The following is a 20024-nucleotide window of genomic DNA, read 5'->3' on the forward strand; positions in this document are numbered from 1 at the left end:
CCCACCCCAGACAGTCCATTTGCCTTTTGGCCGGAATGCCGATTGAGCCGCGCTCGTGCGCATGACCCAGGGGCATGGAACGCAGTACGCAGAATTCGGAAACAGAGAGAACCACATATACGTAATACGGCCGCGTTATCAGCACCCGGCCAAGCTTAGGGATGGAGAGAAGAATGATCAGTGCCGCTGTCGAGCCTCATGTAGCTACCTTATTCACCACGGACCATCGCGAACCGCTCATCCCGGAGCTCCCCCCGGCAGGCAAGGCACCCGGCGCCCAACGCCAGAACAACCCGAACAAGCGCAAGGTGCTGTTCGTGACTTCGGAAATCGCCGACCTGGTCAAGACCGGCGGCCTGGGTGACGTCTCCGCCGCCCTGCCCCGCGCCCTGGCGCACCTGCATGATGTACGGGTGCTGATCCCCGGCTACCCCCAGGTGATGGACAGCGACAACCCCATTCACATCGTGGGTGAACTGGGCGGCCACGCGGCCCTGCCCCCCTGCAAGATCGGGCGCATGGACCTGCCCGACGGCCTGGTGATCTATGTGCTGATCTGCCCTGAGCTGTACCAGCGCCCCGGTACACCGTACGCTGCCGAAAACGGCCGCGACTGGCCGGACAACCACATCCGTTTCGCTCGCCTGGGCCTGGCCGCTGCTGAAATTGCCGCCGGTGAAGGCATGATCCACTGGAAACCCGAGCTGGTGCATGCACACGACTGGCCTGCCGGTTTGGCGCCTGCCTACATGCACTGGCGCGGCCTGAGCACCCCTACCCTGTTCACCATTCACAACCTGGCCTACCAGGGTGTGTACAGCCGTGCCTGCAGCCCGGAACTGGCGATCCCCGACCACGCCATGCAGCAGGAAGGCATGGAGTTCTACGGCAAGCTGTCGTTCCTCAAGGCAGGCCTGGCTTACTCCAGCCACATCACCACCGTCAGCGCCACCTACGCCCAGGAGATCACCACGCCGGAGTTTGGCTGCGGCCTGGATGGCTTCCTCGCCAGCAAGGCCCAGCAGGGGCTGCTGGGGGGTATCCCAAACGGTATCGATGACAGCTGGGATGCCGCCACCGACACCTACCTGCAGCACAACTTCAGCCTCAACGATTGGGACGGCAAGGCGCGCAACGCCGAGGCGGTGCGTGAACTGTTCGAACTGGAACCGTCCGAAGGGCCGTTGTTTGCCGTGGTGTCGCGCCTGGTCTACCAGAAAGGCCTGGACCTGACCTTGGGTGTTGCCGAATACATTGTCGAGCAAGGCGGCCAGATCGCGATCATCGGCCGCGGCGAGCCCGAAGAAGAGCAGGCCATGCGCGAGCTGGCCCTGCGCCACCCGGGCCGTATCGGTGTGCGCATCGGCTTCAACGAAACCGATGCTCGGCGCATGTTCGCCGGCAGCGACTTCTTGCTCATGCCGTCGCGCTACGAGCCCTGCGGCCTGAGCCAGATGTATGCCCAGCGCTTTGGCTCGCTGCCGGTTGCCCGCAACACCGGCGGCCTGGCCGACACCATCGAGAACGGTGTCACTGGCTTCCTGTTCAATGAATCGACCGTCGAAAGCTACCGCGAAGCGTTGAGCCGCGCTTTCTACATCTACCAGAAGAAGGACCTGCTCAACGCCATGCGCTGCCTGTCGATGACGCAGCCATTCAACTGGTGCCAAGCCGTTGAACCCTATGCGCGCCTTTACGAGGACCTGGTCAAGCAGGCTCACCTGGCTTATTACTGAAAAAGGGGTCGAAGATGCACAGGCATGGCGCACACTCACTGGACGCCACGTCGGCGCGCTTCGCCCTCTGGGCACCCGACGCGCGCAGCGTGAGCTTGGAACTGCAGCAACAACCTGGGGTTGAATTAAAGGCAGAGGGTGACGGCTGGTTTAGCGTTGATGCATCTGCCAAGCCCGGGGACCGCTACACCTATCGCATTGACGGCAAGCTGCAAGTGGCCGACCCGGCATCGCGCTTTCAGCCTGAGGGCGTTCACGGCCCAAGCCAGCTGGTGGATCTGGCTGGCCATGCCTGGCAACACACCTGGCAGGGCCGGCCTTGGCATGAAGCGGTCATTCAGGAAGTGCACGTCGGCGTGCTGGGTGGCTATGACGGCGTGGCACGCCAGCTGCCACGCATGGCCGCAACCGGCATCACCGCTATCGAACTGATGCCCGTGGGTGAATTCCCGGGCACCCGCAACTGGGGCTACGATGGCGTGCTGCCCTACGCGGCGCAGCACACCTATGGCACCCCCGAGCAGCTGTGCAGGCTGATCGACCAGGCCCACGGCCATGGCCTGATGGTGATGCTGGACGTGGTGTACAACCATTTCGGCCCGGACGGCAACTTCCTGCATGCCTACGCTGGCCCCTTCTTCCGTGAAGACCGCCAGACCCCCTGGGGCGCGGCCATCGACTTCCGCCGCCCGGAAGTGCGCGAGTACTTCATCCAGAACGCCCTAATGTGGCTGTGCGACTACCGCTTCGACGGGCTGCGCCTGGATGCCGTGCACGCCATCGACCAGCCCGACTTCCTGGTTGAACTGGCACGTCGCGTGCGCGAGGCGGTGGAGCCTGGCCGGCACATCTGGCTGGTGCTGGAGAACGAGCACAACCAGGCGTTTCTGCTGGAACAAGGCTTTGATGCGCAGTGGAACGATGACGGCCACAACGCGCTGCATGTATTGCTCACAGGCGAGACCGAGGGCTATTACGAAGACTACAAGCACCAGCCGATCAACAAGCTGGCCCGGTGCCTGAGTGAGGGCTTTGTCTTCCAGGGCGAACCCAACCGCCATGGCCAACCCCGCGGCGAACCGAGCGGGCACCTGCAGCCCAGCGCCTTTGTGCTGTTCCTGCAGAACCACGACCAGATCGGCAACCGGGCGATGGGCGAGCGCCTCACCCGCCTGGCACCGCCTGCCGCGCTGCGTGCTGCCACGGGGTTGCTGTTGCTGAGCCCGATGATTCCGCTGCTGTTCATGGGCGATGATGACGGCAGCCGTGCACCGTTCCTGTTCTTCACCGACTTCCACGATGAGTTGGCCGACGCGGTGCGCGAAGGCCGCCGGGGCGAGTTCGAGCACTTCGCCGCGTTTGCCGACCCGGAGCAACGGGCGCGCATCCCCGACCCCAACGCCCGGCAGACCTTCGATGACTCGCGGCCCGATGCACAGGATGTGCTGGCGGGCTGGCACGGGCTGTACCAGCAGTTGCTGGCGGTACGTCGGCAACAGTTGATGCCGCGCCTGCCTGGCACCCGTGCTCTGGGTGCAGAAGTGTTGGCAGACAAGGCACTCAGCGCACGTTGGCGGCTGGGTGATGGCAGCACGCTACGCATCGACCTCAACCTCTCCGAGCAGCCTCTGACGTTGCAGGCGCCACCTGCCGGTGCCTGCCTGTTCGACAGCGGAGACACGGCTCACCCGGGCTCTACCCTTTCCCCTTACAGCTGCGTGGTCACCTTGCTGCCCGCTGGCCAGGAGGCGCCATGAGCGAAACCTTGCTCCATAAACTGGCCAGCGAGGCCGGGCTGGCCCGCGACTGGGTCGATGCCAACAACAAGCCGCAGCAGGTCAGTGATGACGTGTTGCGCAAGGTGCTTGAAGCGCTAGGCCACGCCGCGGCGGATGACGCGCAGGTTCGCGAAAGCCTGGCAGACCTCGAGCACAGCGACGATGCCGACCATGTGCCCCCGTTGTTAACTGCAGACCAGGGCGAGCCACTTGACCTCTCTCGCTATTTTGCCAGCGGCGCAGCAGTGCGCTGTGAGCTGGAAGACGGCAACCAGACGGAACTGGCGCTGGACGCCCATGCCCGGCTGCCCGGCACCCTGCCGGTGGGTTACCACCAGCTTGAGGTGTCAGGGCATGCGCTCACGCTGGCCGTGGCGCCACCTGGCTGCCTGTCATTGCACGAGGTAGCTGAAGAAGCCCCAGCACGCTGCTGGGGCCTTTCAGCGCAGCTCTACAGCTTGCGTCGCCCCGGTGACGGGGGCTATGGCGACTGCCTGGCCTTGGAACAGCTGGTCCGCAGCGCCGCCGAGCGCGGCGCAGACGCACTGGCCATAAGCCCTATTCACGCGTTGTCCGCCTTCGAGCAGGAGCACTACAGCCCCTACTCACCCTCCAGCCGCCTGCTGCTCAACACCCTATATGCCAGCCCGGCCGCCATTCTGGGGGAACGCGCTGTAAGGACGGCTATCGTCAGCAGCGGGCTTGAACAGGCACTCGAAGCGCTGGAGCAGGAACCGCTGGTGGACTGGCCGCGTGCAGCCGACTTCCGCTTCCAGCTGCTGCGTGCGCTGTACAAGGATTTTTGCCAGGGCGACCACCCCCTGCGCGCCGATTTCGAAAGCTTCCGCGATGACGCCGGGGAAGCGCTGGAGCATCACTGCCGCTTCGAGGTACTGCAAGCCAAGGCGGTGGACGAAGGCCTGGGCGCCGACTGGCGCAAGTGGCCAGCCGAGTGGCGCGACCCGTATCACCCGAGCGTGCAGAGCCTTGCCGAAAGCTACCCGTCCAGCGTGGAATTCCATGCCTTCTGCCAGTGGCTGACCGAGCGCAGCGTGCGCCGTGCTCAACAGGCCGCCACAGGCAACGGCATGGGCATCGGGCTGATTGCAGACCTGGCGGTGGGGGCCGATGGCGCCGGTAGCCAGGCCTGGAGCCGCCAGGACGAATTGCTGGCCAACCTCACCGTGGGCGCGCCGCCCGACATCCTCAACCGCGCCGGCCAGGACTGGGGCATTTGCGGGTTCTCACCCGAGGGCCTGAAGCGCAACGGCTACCGCGCCTTCATCGAAATGCTCAGGGCCAACATGGCCAACGCCGGCGGCCTGCGCATCGACCACGTCATGGGCCTGCGCCGGTTGTGGTTGATCCCCCGTGGCGCCAAGCCCAGCGAAGGTGCCTACCTGAATTACCCGCTGGAAGACCTGCTGCGGCTGCTGGCGCTGGAGTCGGTGCGCAACCAGGCGGTCATCCTGGGCGAAGACCTGGGCACAGTGCCGGACGGGCTGCGCGAAGCCTTGGCGGCCAAGAATGTGTTGGGCATGCGTGTATTGCCGTTCGAGCAAGCCTCGCCCGGCAAATTCACACCCATCATGGACTGGCCTGACGACGCCCTGGCCACCACCGGCACCCACGACCTCGCCCCCGTGGCGGGTTGGCTGCAGAACCGCGATATCGAATGGAGCCACCGCCTGGGGCTGGTCGATGCCGCCACCGAGCAACACTGGCGCGCCGACCGCCAGAAGGAACACGACGGCCTGCGCCGTACGCTGGAAACCAATTATGGCCCGCTTGAGGACACCTCTGCCGTGATCGATGCCGCTATCCGTTATGTAGGCCATACCCGCGCACCCCTGGTACTGGTCCCACTCGAAGACCTGCTCGGCCTGGACGAACAGCCCAACATGCCCGGCACCACCGATGGCCACCCCAACTGGCGCCGCCGCTTTGCCCTGCCCGCCGACCGCATGCTGGACGATGCAGACGCCGCACGGCGCCTGGAGCTGCTGGCCCAAGCCCGCGAGCAAGCCTGGGAGCGCGACCGATGAAGCCGCTTACCGCCACGCTGCGCCTGCAATTTCACAGCGACTTCACCCTCGACCACGCCCTGCCGCTGGTGCCCTACTTCGCCCAGCTGGGCATCAGCCACCTGTACGCATCGCCCCTGCTGAAAGCCCGCGCCGGGTCGCGGCACGGCTACGACGTGGTCGACCCTACACAGGTAAACCCGGAACTGGGCGGTGAGGCTGCCCTGGAGCGCCTGGTGGCCGCTTTGCGCCAGCACGGCATGGGGCTGATCGTAGACACGGTATCCAACCACATGGCCGTGGGCGGGGCCGACAACCCGTGGTGGCAGAGCCTGCTGGCCTGGGGCCGGCGCAGCCCCTATGCCGAATTCTTCGATATCCAGTGGCACTCGGCCGACCCATTGCTGGCTGGCCAGTTGCTGCTGCCGTTCCTGGGCAGCGACTACGGCGTGGCCCTGAAAGAGGGCGAGATCCCGCTTGAATTCGACAAGGCCAACGGCGTACTCCAGATTGCCCATTACGAGCAACGTTTCCCGATTTGCCCGGTGGACTATGGCTGGATCCTGGCGCTGAGCCCGGACCCGGCGCTGGCAGCACTGGCTGAGCACTTCACCGCTTTGGGTGACTCGGCTGCACCTGTTGAAGAGGCCCTCCCCCTGCAAGCCGAGCTGGCGCGCCTGGTGCGCGAAGGCGCCGACCTGGAATCGGCCCTGGTCGCCTTCGACAGCCGCAGCGAAGCGGGCTTCAAGCGCCTGCACCTGCTGCTGGAACGCCAGACCTATCGCCTGGCCAGCTGGCGCACGGCAGCGGACGACATCAACTGGCGGCGTTTCTTCGACATCAACGAACTGGGCGGCCTGCGGGTCGAGCGCTCGGTGGTGTTCGAAGCCACCCATGCCAAGCTGTTCGAACTGATCGAGCGCGGCTTGGTGGACGGCCTGCGCATCGACCACATCGACGGCCTGGCCGACCCACGCGGCTACTGCCGCAAGCTGCGCCGCCGGGTCACCAGCCTGATGGCCAGCCGCCCGCCGCAGGCGTCGCTTGAGCACTTCCCCATTTATGTGGAGAAGATCCTGGGCGTGGATGAGCACCTGCACCGCGACTGGCTCACCGACGGCACCACCGGCTACGAGTTCATGAACCAGGTGTCGCTGTTGCAGCACGACCCCGCCGGCGAAGCACCGCTGACGGAACTGTGGGCGAATGTGAGCGAGCGCCCGGATTACGCCGAAGAAATTCGCCTGGCGCGGCACCTGGTGCTCAACGCCAGCCTGGCCAGTGACTGCGAGTCGGTGGCCCAGGCATTGTTGCAGGTGGCGCGCAACGACTTGATGACCCGCGACCTGTCCCTGGGCGCTATCCGCCGAGCGTTGCAAGCACTGGTGGCGCACTACCCGGTGTACCGCACCTACTTCAACGCCTGCGGCAGGCCGGCTGAGGACGAGGGCTTTTTCCAGCAGGCCCTGGAAGGCGCCCGGCAAGACCTCAGCGAGGCCGACTGGCCCTTGCTGGAGCAAATGGAGAAGTGGCTGGGTAGTGAAGGCTGGCGCCAGCTGCCGCCAGGGCGGGCACGCAAGCAACTGCGCCATGCCTGTGTACGCTTCCAGCAACTGACCGCCCCCAGCGCCGCCAAGGCCGTGGAGGACACCGCCTTCTACCGCAGCGCACGCCTGCTGTCGCGCAACGATGTGGGCTTTGAAGCCGAGCGCTTTGGCGCACCACTGGACGACTTCCACAATGAGGCGCAGCGGCGCTTGCGGGACTTCCCCGATAACCTGCTGGCCACTGCCACCCACGACCACAAACGCGGCGAGGATACCCGTGCCCGCCTGGCGGTGCTCAGCGAACGTGCGCCCTGGCTTGCCAGCCGCCTGGAGCACTGGCGCGAGCTGGCCGAGCCGCTGCGTGAGCCGCTGGACGACGGCGTGGCCCCCAGCCCCGGCGACGAGTACATGCTGCTGCAAACCCTGCTGGGCACCTGGCCCCTGGGCCTGGATGTGCATGACCACCAAGGCCTGGAGCAGTACGCCGAACGGGTTCGCCAATGGCAGCAGAAGGCCCTGCGCGAGGCCAAGCTGCGCAGCAGCTGGAACGCACCCAACGAAGCCTATGAAGCCAGCTGCGTACGCTATCTGGATGGCTTGCTGCTGAACGACGACCACCTGCAGTTGCGCAAGTCTGTGGCGGATGCCGCGCAGTTGATCAGTTGCCCCGGCGCGCTTAACAGCCTAGTGCAGACCCTGATGCGCATGACCGTGCCTGGTGTGCCCGACCTGTACCAGGGCAACGAGTACTGGGATTTCAGCCTGGTCGACCCAGACAACCGCAGGCCGGTGGATTACCCGGCACGCCGCGCCTCGCTGACCGACAATGCGCCGCTGCCCGAGCTGCTGGCTAACTGGCAGGACGCACGGGTCAAACAGGCATTGGTTGCGCGTGTGCTCGACTGCCGCATGGCCCACCCTGAGCTGTTCCGCCGTGGGGCCTACCTGCCCCTTGCCGTGCAAGGCAAGCACGCTGACAAGGTTGTGGCATTCGCCCGCCTGGGGGACAGCGAACGGGCGGTGATCATTGCCCCACGCCTGGCCAGCTCGCTGCTGGGCGCGGCTGCGACGCCCCTGATCCCAGCTCAGAATTGGGACGATACGCGGGTAATTCTGCCGTTTGCCTTTTCCCCTGCCAACTCGACTGGACTTTTCGGTGCAAGCGTTGTCAGCCCTGTAAGAGAGTTGAAGTTAAGCGCCGTACTTTCCGAGTTTCCGGTCAACGTGTTGATCGAACACAACTAGCATTCAGGAGCGTCACGATGAGTGTCAACGATAAGCGGATACGCGAGTTTGCCTACCAGATCTGGGAGTCGGAGGGGAAACCGGAAGGCCACGAAGAACGCCATTGGGAAATGGCGCGCAAGTTGGCCGAAGCGGAGGCCCTGGCCCCCGATGCGAAAGCCAAGGGCAAGGCCAAGCCTGCACCCAAGGCCAAACCCGGGGATAAACCCGCTGCCAAGCCCAAGGCAGCTGCGGCGCCCAAACCACCGGCCGACCCCAAGGTTGCAGCGCTGCCTGCAGGCGACAAGCCTGCCGCTGCCAAAAAACCTCGCGCTGTAAAAAAACCCACCGCGAGCTGAGCCTTCAACGGTTCTGCCGCTGGCAGGCAGCCACTGGCCACGAGCGATTCGTGAACCAGGCCTGTCGGCGGCAGAGGCGTAGCAGTACCCACACTACCCAGCCCTATACGGCCATTCGAGGATTGCCATGAGCCCGCGCACCCCAAAGAAAACCCGCTCCGTTGCACCATCGCGCATTCGCGAAGGCTTACCGTTCCCCCTCGGCGCCAACTGGGATGGCCTTGGCGTCAACTTCGCCATTTTCTCGGCCAATGCCACCAAGGTCGAACTGTGTATTTTTGACGCCTCTGGCGAGAAGGAGCTCGAGCGTATCGAGTTGCCGGAGTACACCGACGAGATCTACCACGGCTACTTGCCCGACGCTCACCCTGGGCTGGTTTACGGCTACCGCGTACACGGCCCCTACGAGCCGGAAAACGGTCACCGCTTCAACCCCAACAAGCTGCTGATCGACCCCTACGCCAAGCAGCTGGTGGGCGAACTGAAATGGTCCGAAGCCCTGTTCGGCTACACCATCGGCCACCCCGACGGCGACCTGTCGTTCGATGAGCGTGACAGTGCCCCCTTCGTGCCCAAGTGCAAGGTAATCGACCCGGCCTTCACCTGGGGCCGTGACCAGCGCGTGCAAACACCGTGGGACCGCACCATCGTCTACGAGGCCCACGCCAAGGGCATCAGCATGCGCCACCCGGCAGTGCCGGAGAAGCTGCGCGGCACCTTCGCCGGTCTTGCCAATGACGAGCTGCTCAAGCACATCAAGGACCTGGGCGTTTCCAGCATCGAACTGCTGCCCATTCATGCCTTCGTCAACGACCAGCACTTGCTGCAGAAAGGCCTTAACAACTACTGGGGCTACAACAGCATCGCCTTCTTCGCCCCGCACCCGGCGTACCTGGCCAGTGGCAAGATCGCCGAATTCAAGGAAATGGTCGCGCACCTGCATGATGCCGGCCTGGAGCTGATTCTGGATGTGGTGTACAACCACACCGCCGAAGGCAACGAGATGGGCCCCACGCTGTCGATGCGCGGCATCGACAACGCCTCGTACTACCGCCTGATGCCGGACAACAAGCGTTACTACATCAACGATTCCGGCACTGGCAACACCCTGGACCTGAGCCACTCCTGCGTGCTGCAGCTGGTCACCGATTCGCTGCGCTACTGGGCAGGCGAGATGCACGTCGACGGCTTCCGCTTCGACCTGGCGACCATTCTGGGCCGCTACCACGACGGTTACAGCGAACGCCACAGCTTCCTGGTAGCTTGCCGCCAGGACCCACTGCTGCGCCAGGTGAAGCTGATCGCCGAGCCCTGGGACTGCGGCCCTGGGGGCTACCAGGTGGGTAACTTCGCGCCGGGCTGGGCAGAATGGAACGACAAGTTCCGTGACACGGTGCGGGCCTTCTGGAAAGGTGACGAGGGCCAGCTGGCGGACTTCGCAGCGCGCATGACGGGCTCTGGCGACCTGTTCAACAACCGCGGGCGCAGGCCGTACTCGTCGGTGAACTTCATCACCGCCCACGACGGTTTCACCCTGCGCGACCTGGTGTCGTACAACGAGAAGCACAACGAAGACAACGACGAGAACAACCAGGACGGCACCAGCAACAACGTGTCGTGGAACTGCGGCGCCGAGGGCCCTACCGAGGACCCGGAAATCAACGCCCTGCGCATGCGCCAGATGCGCAACTTCTTCGCCACCCTGCTGTTTGCCCAAGGCACGCCGATGATCGTGGCGGGGGACGAGTTCAGCCGCACCCAGCATGGCAACAACAACGCCTATTGCCAGGACAGCGAGATTGGCTGGGTGAACTGGGACCTGGATGACGAAGGCCAGGCCCTGCTGACGTTCGTCCGCCGCCTCACCCGCCTGCGCCTTAAATACCCCGTACTGCGCCGCTCGAGCTTCCTGGTGGGTGACTACAACGAGGCCATTGGGGTGAAGGACGTCACCTGGCTGGCGCCGGACGGCAACGAGATGAGCGTGGAGCAGTGGGAAGACCCGAATGGCCGTTGCCTGGGCATGCTGATCGACGGCCGTGCCCAGGTCAGCGGCATCGCACGGCCGGGTGCCGAGGCGACGGTGCTGCTGATCGTCAACGCGCACCATGACACCGTGCAGTTCAAGCTGCCAACCGTGCCAGAGGGTAACTACTGGGGTTGCGTGATCGACACCGACCGGCCGGAGCTGCGTAAAGCGCAGCAGCTGGAATTCGACAGCACGTTCGATGTGACCGGGCGTTCGGTGGTGTTAATGGTGTTGGAGCGCGAAGAGGAGTAAGGCCTGGTCGCGGCTGGGGGTTTTGCCGTGGCGTATGCGGCGCTTGTGAGATCGAGCGCCGCATCCGCCACGGCTATCACCTCCCGGCCCAAACCTGAATAACCTGCACCTACCGAGCAGGCCTCATGATCAACACCCCCAATGGCGGCAAGTTCAGCGCCAGCGACAGGGGTTGCCCGTGGCTAGGCGTTTCTACACTCTCCACCGCCCCCATGTTGCCTATGTTCGAACCCGCATAGGTCTCGGCATCACTGTTCAACAGCTCCTGCCAACGCTCGCCGAACGGCACGCCAACGCGGTAACCCTCACGCGGCACTGGCGTGAAGTTGGCCACCACCAACACAGGCTCGCCCTCACTGCTCCAGCGCAACCAGGCAAACACGCTGTTCTGCGCGTCATCACCGATCAACCACTGGAAGCCCTGTGGCTGGCAATCCTGCTCGTGCAGCGCCGGCACCTCGCGGTACAGGCGGTTAAGGTCGCTGACAAGGCGCTGCACCCCCTGGTGCTCCGGGTACTGCAGCAGGTACCAGTCCAGCTCGGCATCGTGGTTCCACTCCCGCCACTGGCCAAACTCACAGCCCATGAACAGGAGCTTCTTGCCCGGGTGTGCCCACATGTAGGTCAGGTAGGCGCGCAGGTTGGCGAACTTCTGCCAACGGTCACCCGGCATCTTGTCGATCAGCGACCGCTTACCGTGCACCACTTCGTCATGGGAGATCGGCAGCACAAAATGCTCGGAATAGGCATACACCAACCCGAAGCTCATTTCGTTGTGGTGGTGGGCGCGGTGGACCGGGTCATTCTGGATGTAATGCAACGTGTCATGCATCCAGCCCATGTTCCACTTGTAACCGAAGCCCAGGCCGCCTTGTTCGATCGGCTGGCTGACCCCGGGCCAGGCGGTGGATTCTTCGGCGATGATCAACGCGCCGGGCGCTTCATGGGCCGCCACACCGTTGAGGTGGCGGATGAAGTCGATGGCCTCCAGGTTCTCACGCCCGCCATGACGGTTGGGCACCCACTCCCCCGCCTTGCGCGAATAGTCGCGGTACAGCATCGACGCCACGGCATCCACCCGCAGGCCGTCGATATGGAAGTGCTTCAGCCAATGCAAGGCCGACGCCATCATGAAGCCGCGCACTTCGTTGCGTCCCAGGTTGTAGATGAGGGTGTTCCAGTCCTGGTGGTAGCCTTCCAGCGGGTTGTCGTACTCGTACAGCGCCGTGCCATCGAAGCGGGCCAGGCCATGTTCGTCGGTGGGGAAATGCGCAGGCACCCAATCCAGAATCACGCCGATGCTGGCCTGGTGGCAAGCATCGATGAACGCGGCAAATTCTTCAGCCATGCCATACCGGGAGGTGGGCGCGAACATGGACAGCGGCTGATAGCCCCAGGACCCGCCAAACGGGTGTTCCATGATTGGCAGCAGCTCGATGTGGGTAAAGCCCAACTGCTGCACATAGGGCACCAGGCGGTCGGCCAGCTCGCGCCAGTTGTAGTAGCGGCCTACCTCACCCGCCTCGTTCATCTCGCAGCGCCATGAACCGGGGTGCAGTTCATAGATGGACAGCGGCGCGCTGTAGGCATGGCGCTGGGCGCGCTCGTCCATCCACTGCTGGTCGCCCCACGCATGGCCCAACGGCCCTGCCACCTTGGACGCCGTGCTCGGTGGCAACTGCGTGGCGCGTGCCAGCGGGTCGGCCTTGAGCGGCAGAATGCCGCCCTTGCCCAATACTTCGAACTTGTACGTTTCGCCCACACCCAGGCGCGGGATGAACAACTCCCACACGCCGGCCTCGTGACGCAGCCGCATCAGGTGGCGGCGCCCGTCCCAGTTGTTGAAGTCGCCCACCACGGACACGCGCCGGGCATTGGGCGCCCACACCGAGAAGTTGACGCCGTCTACCCCATCCACCTGGGTGGGCTGGGCACCGAAGCGCCCGGCGAGGTCGCGGTGGTTACCCTCGGCGAACAGGTGCAAATCCATCTCGCCCAGTTGTGGGCCAAAGCTGTAGGGGTCTTCAGTGACCTGCTCGCCGCCGGCCCAGCCGATCTGCAGCTGGTAGGGCTGTGCCTTTTCGAGGTGCGCGGTGAACAGGCCAGGCAGCGAACCTTGCACCATTTCAGCCAGCACCTGGCCGCCCTCGCGGGCCACTACACGGGCGCTGAGCGCGTCCGGCAGGTAGGCCCGCACGGTCAGCCCGCCTTTTGCATCGCCGTGAGGCCCAAGTACCGCAAAGGGATCGGCGTGCTCGGCGCGAGCAAGGGCATCCAGGTCCCGTTGCCGAAGGCCGCCGTTATCACGCGTTGAAACGTTCATTCTGACTCTCCCCAGGTACTGATCAGTCCATGCAGACCATGCAAAGGCACGGCCAGCCAGCTTGGACGGTTCTCGGCTTCATAAGTTATTTCGTAGGCAGCTTTTTCCAGGCAGAACAGCTCCAGCGCGGCACGCTCGCCGTCAGCCTGTTCCCAGGCATGGGGCATGGCTGCGGTCGCCAGCCCGTAGGCTTCGATGAACGCATGCCGCGACTGATGCAGATAGTGCCGTGCCACGCGCTGCCGGGCCTGCCGCGCCGCGTCGGAAAGGTCCACGCCAGAGGCGCTGCGCAAGATCATCGCAGCAGCATAGTCGAAGGATCGCAACACGCCGCTGACGTCCTTGTACGGGCTGTGCTTGGCACGGCGTTCTTCCAGTGGCCGGGACGGTTCACCCTCGAAGTCGATCAGGTAGGCGTCACCCTGTACCACCAGTACCTGGCCCAGGTGCAGGTCCCCGTGCACGCGCATCAACAGGCCGCCCTGGGCCTTTTGCGTGAGCGCCTGGATATGCTGGGCCAGCCCGTCACGCTGCTGTTGCAGGTCGTCCACCAAGGCTTGGCTGTCGCTATCGAGCTTGTCGCGGTGCTGGGCCAGCAGGTCCAGCGCGTGGGTCAGCTCGGCGGTTATCTGCGTGCTCCAGCGTGCGCTGTCCTGCCCGTCGCTGGGGCGTGGGGTGAAGGCTTCATCCGACGTTTGGGCTGCCAGCAGCAGGTGCATTTCGCCCAGGCGTTGGCCAAGCAGCGCAGCGAAGCCACTGAGTTCGGTCAGCGCGTCCGTGTGCGAATCGGCCTCGTTACTGGTGGGCTGCATCTGGTCGCGAATGGCGCGCTCCAGGGTGTTCTGGGTCCAGGCCCAGGCATCGCCCTGGTTGCTGAGGTAGCCCTGGGCAATCATCAGCAAATGCGGCGCGCCCTGCTCGTCCACCCGGCTGACCCATACCAGCAACGGGGAGATGTTGGTGAAGCCTGCAGCGGTAAGGTAGGCACTCATTTCCAGCTCGGGGTGGATGCCGGCATTGACCCGCCGGATCAGTTTGAGCACCACCGAATCACCCACCACCACCGAGCTGTTGGACTGCTCGGCACTGAGGTAGCGCACCGGGCTTTCATCGTTCAGCCCAAGGCCAGCCAGTTGCTGGGTGTGCTCGAAGCGCAGCTCCCCCTGGCCGCTGCCACAGGGTAGGCGCACGCCGTCTTTGCAGGCTTTGAGCACTGCACGGATGAACGGCTCCAACACGAACGCGTCGGTGATCAGCCCCACTTGATGGGCACGGCGTACCCGTGACAGTGCCAACTGCTGGGGCAGTGCGCTGTTGATCTGGTCTTCGGGCAGCAGGCCGAACGGCAACTGGTAGCGGTGGGTGACGCCATCGCTCTCTACCTCGATTTCACTCAGCAGCACCGGCACGCTGGCGTTCGCCAGGCGTATGCCGTAGCTCAGGCGAATAGCATCGATGGGCCCTTCCTTGCCGGCGAACCAACGCCGCTTGGGCAGGTACTGGGGCAAAATCGACGTTTGCAGGGTGTCGCGGGAGGGGGCCTCGAGCAGCTCCTCCATGCGTTTGCGCAGCACTAAAGTAGTCAATTCGGGTAACCCCTCGGTGGGCTGTATGTGCCAGCTGGGCATGCGGTCGTGGGAGGCCAGCAGGAACCAATAAAAGCCATAAGGCGGCAAGGTGAGCAGAAACGGCAACTGGCCGATGGGCGGGAACGCGCTGCCGCCCAGCATCTCCACCGGCACCATGCCCGCGTACTGGGCCAGCTCAAGCTCGGCCGCCTGGGCAGCGCGGGATACGTTGGCCACGCACAGCACCACTTCGGCAGTGCCATCGGCGTCGGTGTATTCACGGATGTACGCGAGAATGCGCCGGTTGCTGGGCGTGAGGGTGCGGATGCTGCCGCGGCCAAACGCCTTCTGTTGCTTGCGCACGGCCAGCATGCGGCGCGTCCAGTTCAACAGCGAATGCGGGTCGTGGCTCTGGGCTTCCACGTTCACCGTCTGGTAACCGTACAACGGGTCCATGATCGGGGGCAGCACCAGGCGCTGGGGGTCGGCGCGGGAGAAGCCGCCGTTGCGGTCGGGCGACCACTGCATGGGCGTACGCACGCCGTCACGGTCACCCAGGTAGATGTTGTCGCCCATGCCCAGCTCGTCGCCGTAATACAGCGTGGGTGTACCCGGCATCGACAACAGCAGGCTGGTGAGCAGCTCGATACGCCGGCGGTCGCGCTGCAGCAACGGCGCCAGGCGGCGCCGGATACCCAGGTTGATACGCGCTCGCCGGTCTTCGGCGTAGTAATTCCACAGGTAGTCCCGCTCACGGTCGGTGACCATCTCCAGCGTCAGCTCATCGTGGTTGCGCAGGAAGATTGCCCATTGGCAGTTGGCGGGGATTTCCGGGGTCTGGCGCAAAATATCGGTGATCGGAAAACGGTCTTCCATGGCCAGCGCCATGTACATGCGTGGCATGAGCGGAAAGTGGAACGCCATGTGGCATTCGTCGCCTTCACCCTCGCCAAAGTACGGCCGCGTATCCTCCGGCCATTGGTTGGCTTCGGCCAGCAGCATGCGGTCGGGATAATTGGCATCTATCTCGGCACGGATCGCCTTCAGAACAGCATGGGTTTCCGGCAGGTTTTCGTTGTTGGTGCCGTCGCGCTCAATCAGGTACGGGATGGCGTCCAGGCGCAGGCCGTCTACGCCCATGTCCAGCCAGAAGCGCATTACCCCGATGACCGCCTTCATCACCTGCGGGTTGTCGAAATTCAGGTCGGGCTGGTGCGAGTAGAAGCGGTGCCAGAAGTACTGGCCGGCCACAGGGTCCCAGGTCCAGTTGGATTTTTCGGTATCGAGAAAGATGATGCGGGTGCCGTCGTACTTGTGCTCGTCATCCGACCACACGTAGAAGTCCCGGGCCTTGCTGCCGCGCTTGGCATGCCGGGCCCGCTGAAACCACGGGTGCTGGTCGCTGGTGTGGTTGATCACCAGTTCGGTGATCACCCGCAAGCCGCGCTTGTGGGCCTCTGCGATGAACCGCCGGGTGTCAGCCAAGGTGCCGTAATCCGGGTGCACCGCCTTGTACTCGGCGATATCGTAGCCATCGTCCCGCCGCGGCGAGGGGTAGAACGGCAGCAGCCACAGGGTGTTGACCCCTAGGCCGGCAATGTAGTCGAGCTTGCCGATCAAGCCGGCGAAATCACCGATGCCATCATTGTTGGCGTCGAAGAACGACTTGATGTGCAACTGGTAGATGACCGCGTCCTTGTACCACAGCGGATCATCGATGAACGCTTGCGGGCGTGCACGCTTGGCCATGTGCGGCTCCTGTCCCTGTTCAGGCTTTGCTGATGCGCCAGATACCGAACGGCTGATGCGAAGGGTCGATGCGCATCCACTGGGTTTTGCCGTACCACGACCAGCGGTGACCATTCATCAAGTCTTCGCCGTGGGTTTCTGCATCGTCGCCCAGGCCCAGCTCCCACAGTGGCAGCTCGAAATGCGCCTCCTGGACGTTGTGCGGGTCCAGGCTGATGGCGACCAGAATATAGTTGTCGCGCTGGGGTGTGCGCTTGGCGAAGTACAGGATGTTGTCGTTCCAGCAATTAAAGAACGCCACACCCAGGTGCGTTTGCAATGCCGGGTTCTGCCGGCGAATGCGGTTCAGCCGGGCGATTTCCGGGATGATATTGCCAGGCTGGCTGAAGTCACGCGGGCGAATCTGGTACTTCTCGGAATCCAGGTATTCCTCCTTGCCCGGCAAGCCGGCAGCTTCGCACAGCTCAAAACCCGAATACATGCCCCACAGCCCCGAGCCCATGGTCGCCAACGCTGCGCGGATAAGGAAACCCGCTCTGCCGTTCTGCTGCAGGAAAAACGGGTTGATGTCCGGCGTATTGACGAAGAAGTTGGGCCGGTAGCACTGGCTCCACGGCGGCTGGTTGAGCTCTTCGAAGTATTCGCGCAGTTCTTCCTTGGTGTTGCGCCAGGTGAAGTAGGTGTAGCTCTGGGCATACCCCACCTTGCCCAGCCGCGCCATCATGGCCGGCTTGGTGAACGCTTCGGCCAGGAACAGCACGTCCGGGTACTGGCGCCGCACATCGGCGATCAGCCACTGCCAGAACGGCAGGGGCTTGGTGTGGGGGTTATCGACGCGGAAGGTTTTCACCCCCTCTTCCACCCAGCCGATGATCACATCGCGCAGCGCGGTCCAAAGGCTTGGCACGGCGTCGGGCGCGTAGAAGTCGACGTTGACGATATCCTGGTATTTCTTCGGCGGGTTTTCTGCATAGCGAATGGTGCCGTCGGGGCGCCAGCTGAACCAACCGGGGTGTTGGGTAAGCCACGGGTGGTCCTGAGAGCACTGGATGGCAAAATCCAGGGCGATTTCAAGGCCGTGCTGGGCAGCCGCCGAAACCAACCTGCGGAAGTCTTCACGGGTACCCAGTTGCGGGTGGATAGCCTCGTGGCCACCGTCCGGGCTGCCAATGGCATACGGGCTGCCAGGGTCGCCGGGCAGCGCTTGCAGCGAGTTGTTACGGCCTTTGCGGTGCTGTTTGCCGATGGGGTGAATGGGCGGGAAATACAGCACATCGAAGCCCATGTCGCGGATCATCGGCAACCGCTGATGCACATCGTCGAACGTGCCGTGGCGCTCCGGGTCGTCGGTGATCGACCGCGGGAACAGCTCATACCAGCTGGCGAACTGCGCTGCCGGGCGGTCCACGTCCAGCGGGTATTCACAGCTGCGGGTGAGGTAGCTGCGGTGCTCGGCAGCGGCCATCAGCTGGGTGGCCTCGTCACCCAGCAGCAGCGCCACCTGTTCGTCCTCCGGCAACCCTGGCAACCGGCCCTGCAACGCTTGCAACTGCTCGCGCAGCGCACCCGTGCTCAGCTCGATGCCTTTGCCCAGCAGCAACCTGCCCTCTTCAAGCTCCAGCTTGATGCCGACAGCTGCATTGAATTTTTTCTCGAGGTCGTAGCAAAAGGTGGCGTACGGGTCGATCCAGGCCTCGATGGTGAACACATGCGGGCCGATTTCAGTGGGGGTGAATTCTGCCAGCCACAGGTCGTTGCCAGGGGACGTCATGGGCACGCTGTGAATGCGTCGGCTGCCTGCCTGGCGCCAGTTCAGCACCACCGCCATGCGGTCGTGGCCGTCAGTGAACACCTTGCTGCTGACCGCAACAGGCTGGTTGCTGATGGCCTTGGCTGCAAATGCGCCGCCATCAAGCACCGGCTGGGTCGCCTCGATGGCGATACGCGGGGCCATCAACGCCTGGGACAAGGTGATGCCCTGGTCGTGTGGTTGATCGGCCGTGGACACGCTTTCGAAGGGCTCATTCAAAGACATCAGGCCTTGCTCCCCTGGGCTGTTGGCGGTAAGGGTTCAGAGCTGCGTGGACGCGCCGGGGTTCAAAAAACTTGAGTGAATATCGACCTGACACAATTGACAGTGGTTCGCTGTGATCGATGGGCGCAACATAGGGTAACGCTTATGATTGAAATAGTCGCGTGAGCCGCTCAAGCTAAGGCCTGCAAATGAATACTACTAAAGAGAAGTGTTACACCGCTTACGGCTTCAGCCGTAACCTAGCTCGCACGGCGGGCGTTACAGGCTTCAACGGCATGCCCCACGACCACCACAGCTGCGGTTATCATCTCGGTAAGGGCTACCGGATGTATAAGCCGGTTATCATGAGATTTTCCAGCGCTGACCCGCTCAGCCCATTTGGCGACGGAGGGGTGAATGCCTACGGCTACTGCGCTGGCGACCCGGTAAATCGCATTGATCCTGATGGGGCTTCCTGGCGGAGCCAGTTGGGCCTTGGCATAGGTGCACAACCAAAGTTGCGAGCGCAGGCGCCGCCGCCGGCGCTGCTGAAAGGAGTGCCGAGAGGCGAAGTTGAACGCGCCATGTCGCGCAGTTGGGACAAAATGATCAAAGAGCGTGATGAGGCGAAAATCTTTACAGCTGCTATGTGGGATGTAGCACCCCACATCTTTGAGCGGATTGAATCACACTTAGGAGCTAACGCTCTTTATGTCAATCGATGGTCACCAGGCCCGGGGCCGGATCATCTGCGAGACAGGTTGAAAGCCTTGAGAAAGCATCGTTATCTACAATATCAGGAAGAAATACTATTGGGCCGTGACCCGAGTTACACAGGGCACCTATCCGATGCACTTCTCTCAGAAAAAAAGACTAAAAAGCTCGTACGCTTTGATACCACCTTACGAAACGCGTACTTGCCATTTGAGGAGCGCTTAGCGGGAAGGTATATGGGCGAATACGAGCGGCGGGTCGGGCTGGGGGAGGCGATTGCACAAATCCGCCAAGTGCCTTCGCAGAAGTTCCGTCCTAAGTTGACATGGGGCTTCAGAGATAGAATGATCATGTGAGTCAATTTAACAAACAGATGTATGAGTTTGTTGGACACCCTGCACAATAATCGCGAGGCACGGTCATGACCTTACCAACCCCCCCCGAAACGCCTGACCCAAACATAGACGATCCGGAAATACCGCCTCCTTTGCCACAGCATGATCCTGACGACTTGCCGACCCAACCGACTCCCCCTCCTACGGTCGGCGATCCGCCTAGTCAAAATTCACCCGTGAAGACATGCCACTGACGATAACAATGAACTTTGGTGAGGCACGCACGATGCGAACAGCAAGCCATGACAGTTGCTGTACGGATGCAAGCTAGAGGAGTGAGGCGCTGCCAGAGTCTGCCCCCGTGCTGCGCAG

Annotated in this window: 10 protein-coding genes; 7 read left to right on the forward strand and 3 right to left on the reverse strand. The window is 63.4% G+C overall.

Going from position 1 to position 20024, the window contains the following annotated elements:
• Window positions 1-173: 173 nt before the first annotated feature.
• The 6 genes from glgA (at window position 174) to glgX (ending at window position 10949) form a co-directional block, all read left to right on the forward strand.
• A complete protein-coding gene (gene glgA / locus IAE36_RS20605; RefSeq protein ID WP_060482920.1) occupies window positions 174-1736 on the forward strand; it encodes a glycogen synthase GlgA in 1563 nt (520 codons plus the stop codon).
• Between the two features lie 14 nt (window positions 1737-1750).
• The gene (gene treZ, locus IAE36_RS20610) at window positions 1751-3493 is read left to right on the forward strand and encodes a malto-oligosyltrehalose trehalohydrolase (RefSeq protein WP_201214328.1); all 1743 of its coding nucleotides are present in this window, start codon (window positions 1751-1753) and stop codon (window positions 3491-3493) included.
• Window positions 3490-5559, forward strand: coding sequence for a 4-alpha-glucanotransferase (gene malQ / locus IAE36_RS20615; protein WP_201214330.1), 2070 nt, complete (start codon window positions 3490-3492; stop codon window positions 5557-5559). The genes treZ and malQ overlap by 4 nt, the downstream gene beginning before the upstream one ends.
• The gene (locus IAE36_RS20620; RefSeq protein ID WP_201214332.1) at window positions 5556-8330 is read left to right on the forward strand and encodes a malto-oligosyltrehalose synthase; all 2775 of its coding nucleotides are present in this window, start codon (window positions 5556-5558) and stop codon (window positions 8328-8330) included. Before malQ ends, IAE36_RS20620 begins: the two co-directional genes overlap by 4 nt.
• A 17-nt stretch (window positions 8331-8347) precedes the next feature.
• Window positions 8348-8668 carry a DUF2934 domain-containing protein gene (locus IAE36_RS20625; RefSeq protein ID WP_033727916.1) on the forward strand — a complete coding sequence of 107 codons (321 nt, stop codon included), beginning with the start codon at window positions 8348-8350 and terminating at the stop codon, window positions 8666-8668.
• 127 nt (window positions 8669-8795) lie between these two features.
• Entirely contained in the window at window positions 8796-10949 is a 2154-nt protein-coding gene (glgX, locus tag IAE36_RS20630; RefSeq protein WP_201214333.1) for a glycogen debranching protein GlgX, read from the forward strand.
• 109 nt (window positions 10950-11058) lie between these two features.
• Here the strand turns inward: glgX and glgB are convergent, their stop codons facing one another.
• From glgB to IAE36_RS20645, 3 genes are read right to left on the reverse strand one after another with little or no spacing between them, the layout of a single operon-like run.
• Window positions 11059-13272 carry a 1,4-alpha-glucan branching protein GlgB gene (gene glgB / locus IAE36_RS20635; protein WP_201214334.1) on the reverse strand — a complete coding sequence of 738 codons (2214 nt, stop codon included), beginning with the start codon at window positions 13270-13272 and terminating at the stop codon, window positions 11059-11061.
• Entirely contained in the window at window positions 13269-16589 is a 3321-nt protein-coding gene (gene treS, locus IAE36_RS20640) for a maltose alpha-D-glucosyltransferase (protein ID WP_201214336.1), read from the reverse strand. The genes glgB and treS overlap by 4 nt, the downstream gene beginning before the upstream one ends.
• A 19-nt stretch (window positions 16590-16608) precedes the next feature.
• Window positions 16609-18624, reverse strand: coding sequence for an alpha-1,4-glucan--maltose-1-phosphate maltosyltransferase (locus IAE36_RS20645; protein ID WP_201214337.1), 2016 nt, complete (start codon window positions 18622-18624; stop codon window positions 16609-16611).
• A 188-nt stretch (window positions 18625-18812) separates the two neighbouring features.
• Between IAE36_RS20645 and IAE36_RS20650 the strand changes: the two genes are divergently transcribed.
• Complete coding sequence (locus IAE36_RS20650) at window positions 18813-19673, forward strand: RHS repeat-associated core domain-containing protein (RefSeq protein ID WP_201214339.1); 861 nt, start codon at window positions 18813-18815, stop codon at window positions 19671-19673.
• The last annotated feature ends 351 nt before the right edge of the window (window positions 19674-20024 follow it).

The sequence above is a fragment of the Pseudomonas sp. S36 genome (genome assembly GCF_016647875.1).
Taxonomy (GTDB): domain Bacteria; phylum Pseudomonadota; class Gammaproteobacteria; order Pseudomonadales; family Pseudomonadaceae; genus Aquipseudomonas; species Aquipseudomonas parafulva.

What these genes read in the sequence shown, in the direction of transcription:
- glgX (WP_201214333.1), top strand. Translation starts at nt 8,796, where the DNA reads ATGAGCCCGCGCACCCCAAAGAAAACCCGCTCCGTTGCACCATCGCGC.
- IAE36_RS20625 (WP_033727916.1), top strand. Translation starts at nt 8,348, where the DNA reads ATGAGTGTCAACGATAAGCGGATACGCGAGTTTGCCTACCAGATCTGG.
- treZ (WP_201214328.1), top strand. Translation starts at nt 1,751, where the DNA reads ATGCACAGGCATGGCGCACACTCACTGGACGCCACGTCGGCGCGCTTC.
- treS (WP_201214336.1), bottom strand. Translation starts at nt 16,589, where the DNA reads ATGGCCAAGCGTGCACGCCCGCAAGCGTTCATCGATGATCCGCTGTGG.
- IAE36_RS20620 (WP_201214332.1), top strand. Translation starts at nt 5,556, where the DNA reads ATGAAGCCGCTTACCGCCACGCTGCGCCTGCAATTTCACAGCGACTTC.
- malQ (WP_201214330.1), top strand. Translation starts at nt 3,490, where the DNA reads ATGAGCGAAACCTTGCTCCATAAACTGGCCAGCGAGGCCGGGCTGGCC.
- glgB (WP_201214334.1), bottom strand. Translation starts at nt 13,272, where the DNA reads ATGAACGTTTCAACGCGTGATAACGGCGGCCTTCGGCAACGGGACCTG.
- IAE36_RS20650 (WP_201214339.1), top strand. Translation starts at nt 18,813, where the DNA reads ATGAATACTACTAAAGAGAAGTGTTACACCGCTTACGGCTTCAGCCGT.
- IAE36_RS20645 (WP_201214337.1), bottom strand. Translation starts at nt 18,624, where the DNA reads ATGTCTTTGAATGAGCCCTTCGAAAGCGTGTCCACGGCCGATCAACCA.
- glgA (WP_060482920.1), top strand. Translation starts at nt 174, where the DNA reads ATGATCAGTGCCGCTGTCGAGCCTCATGTAGCTACCTTATTCACCACG.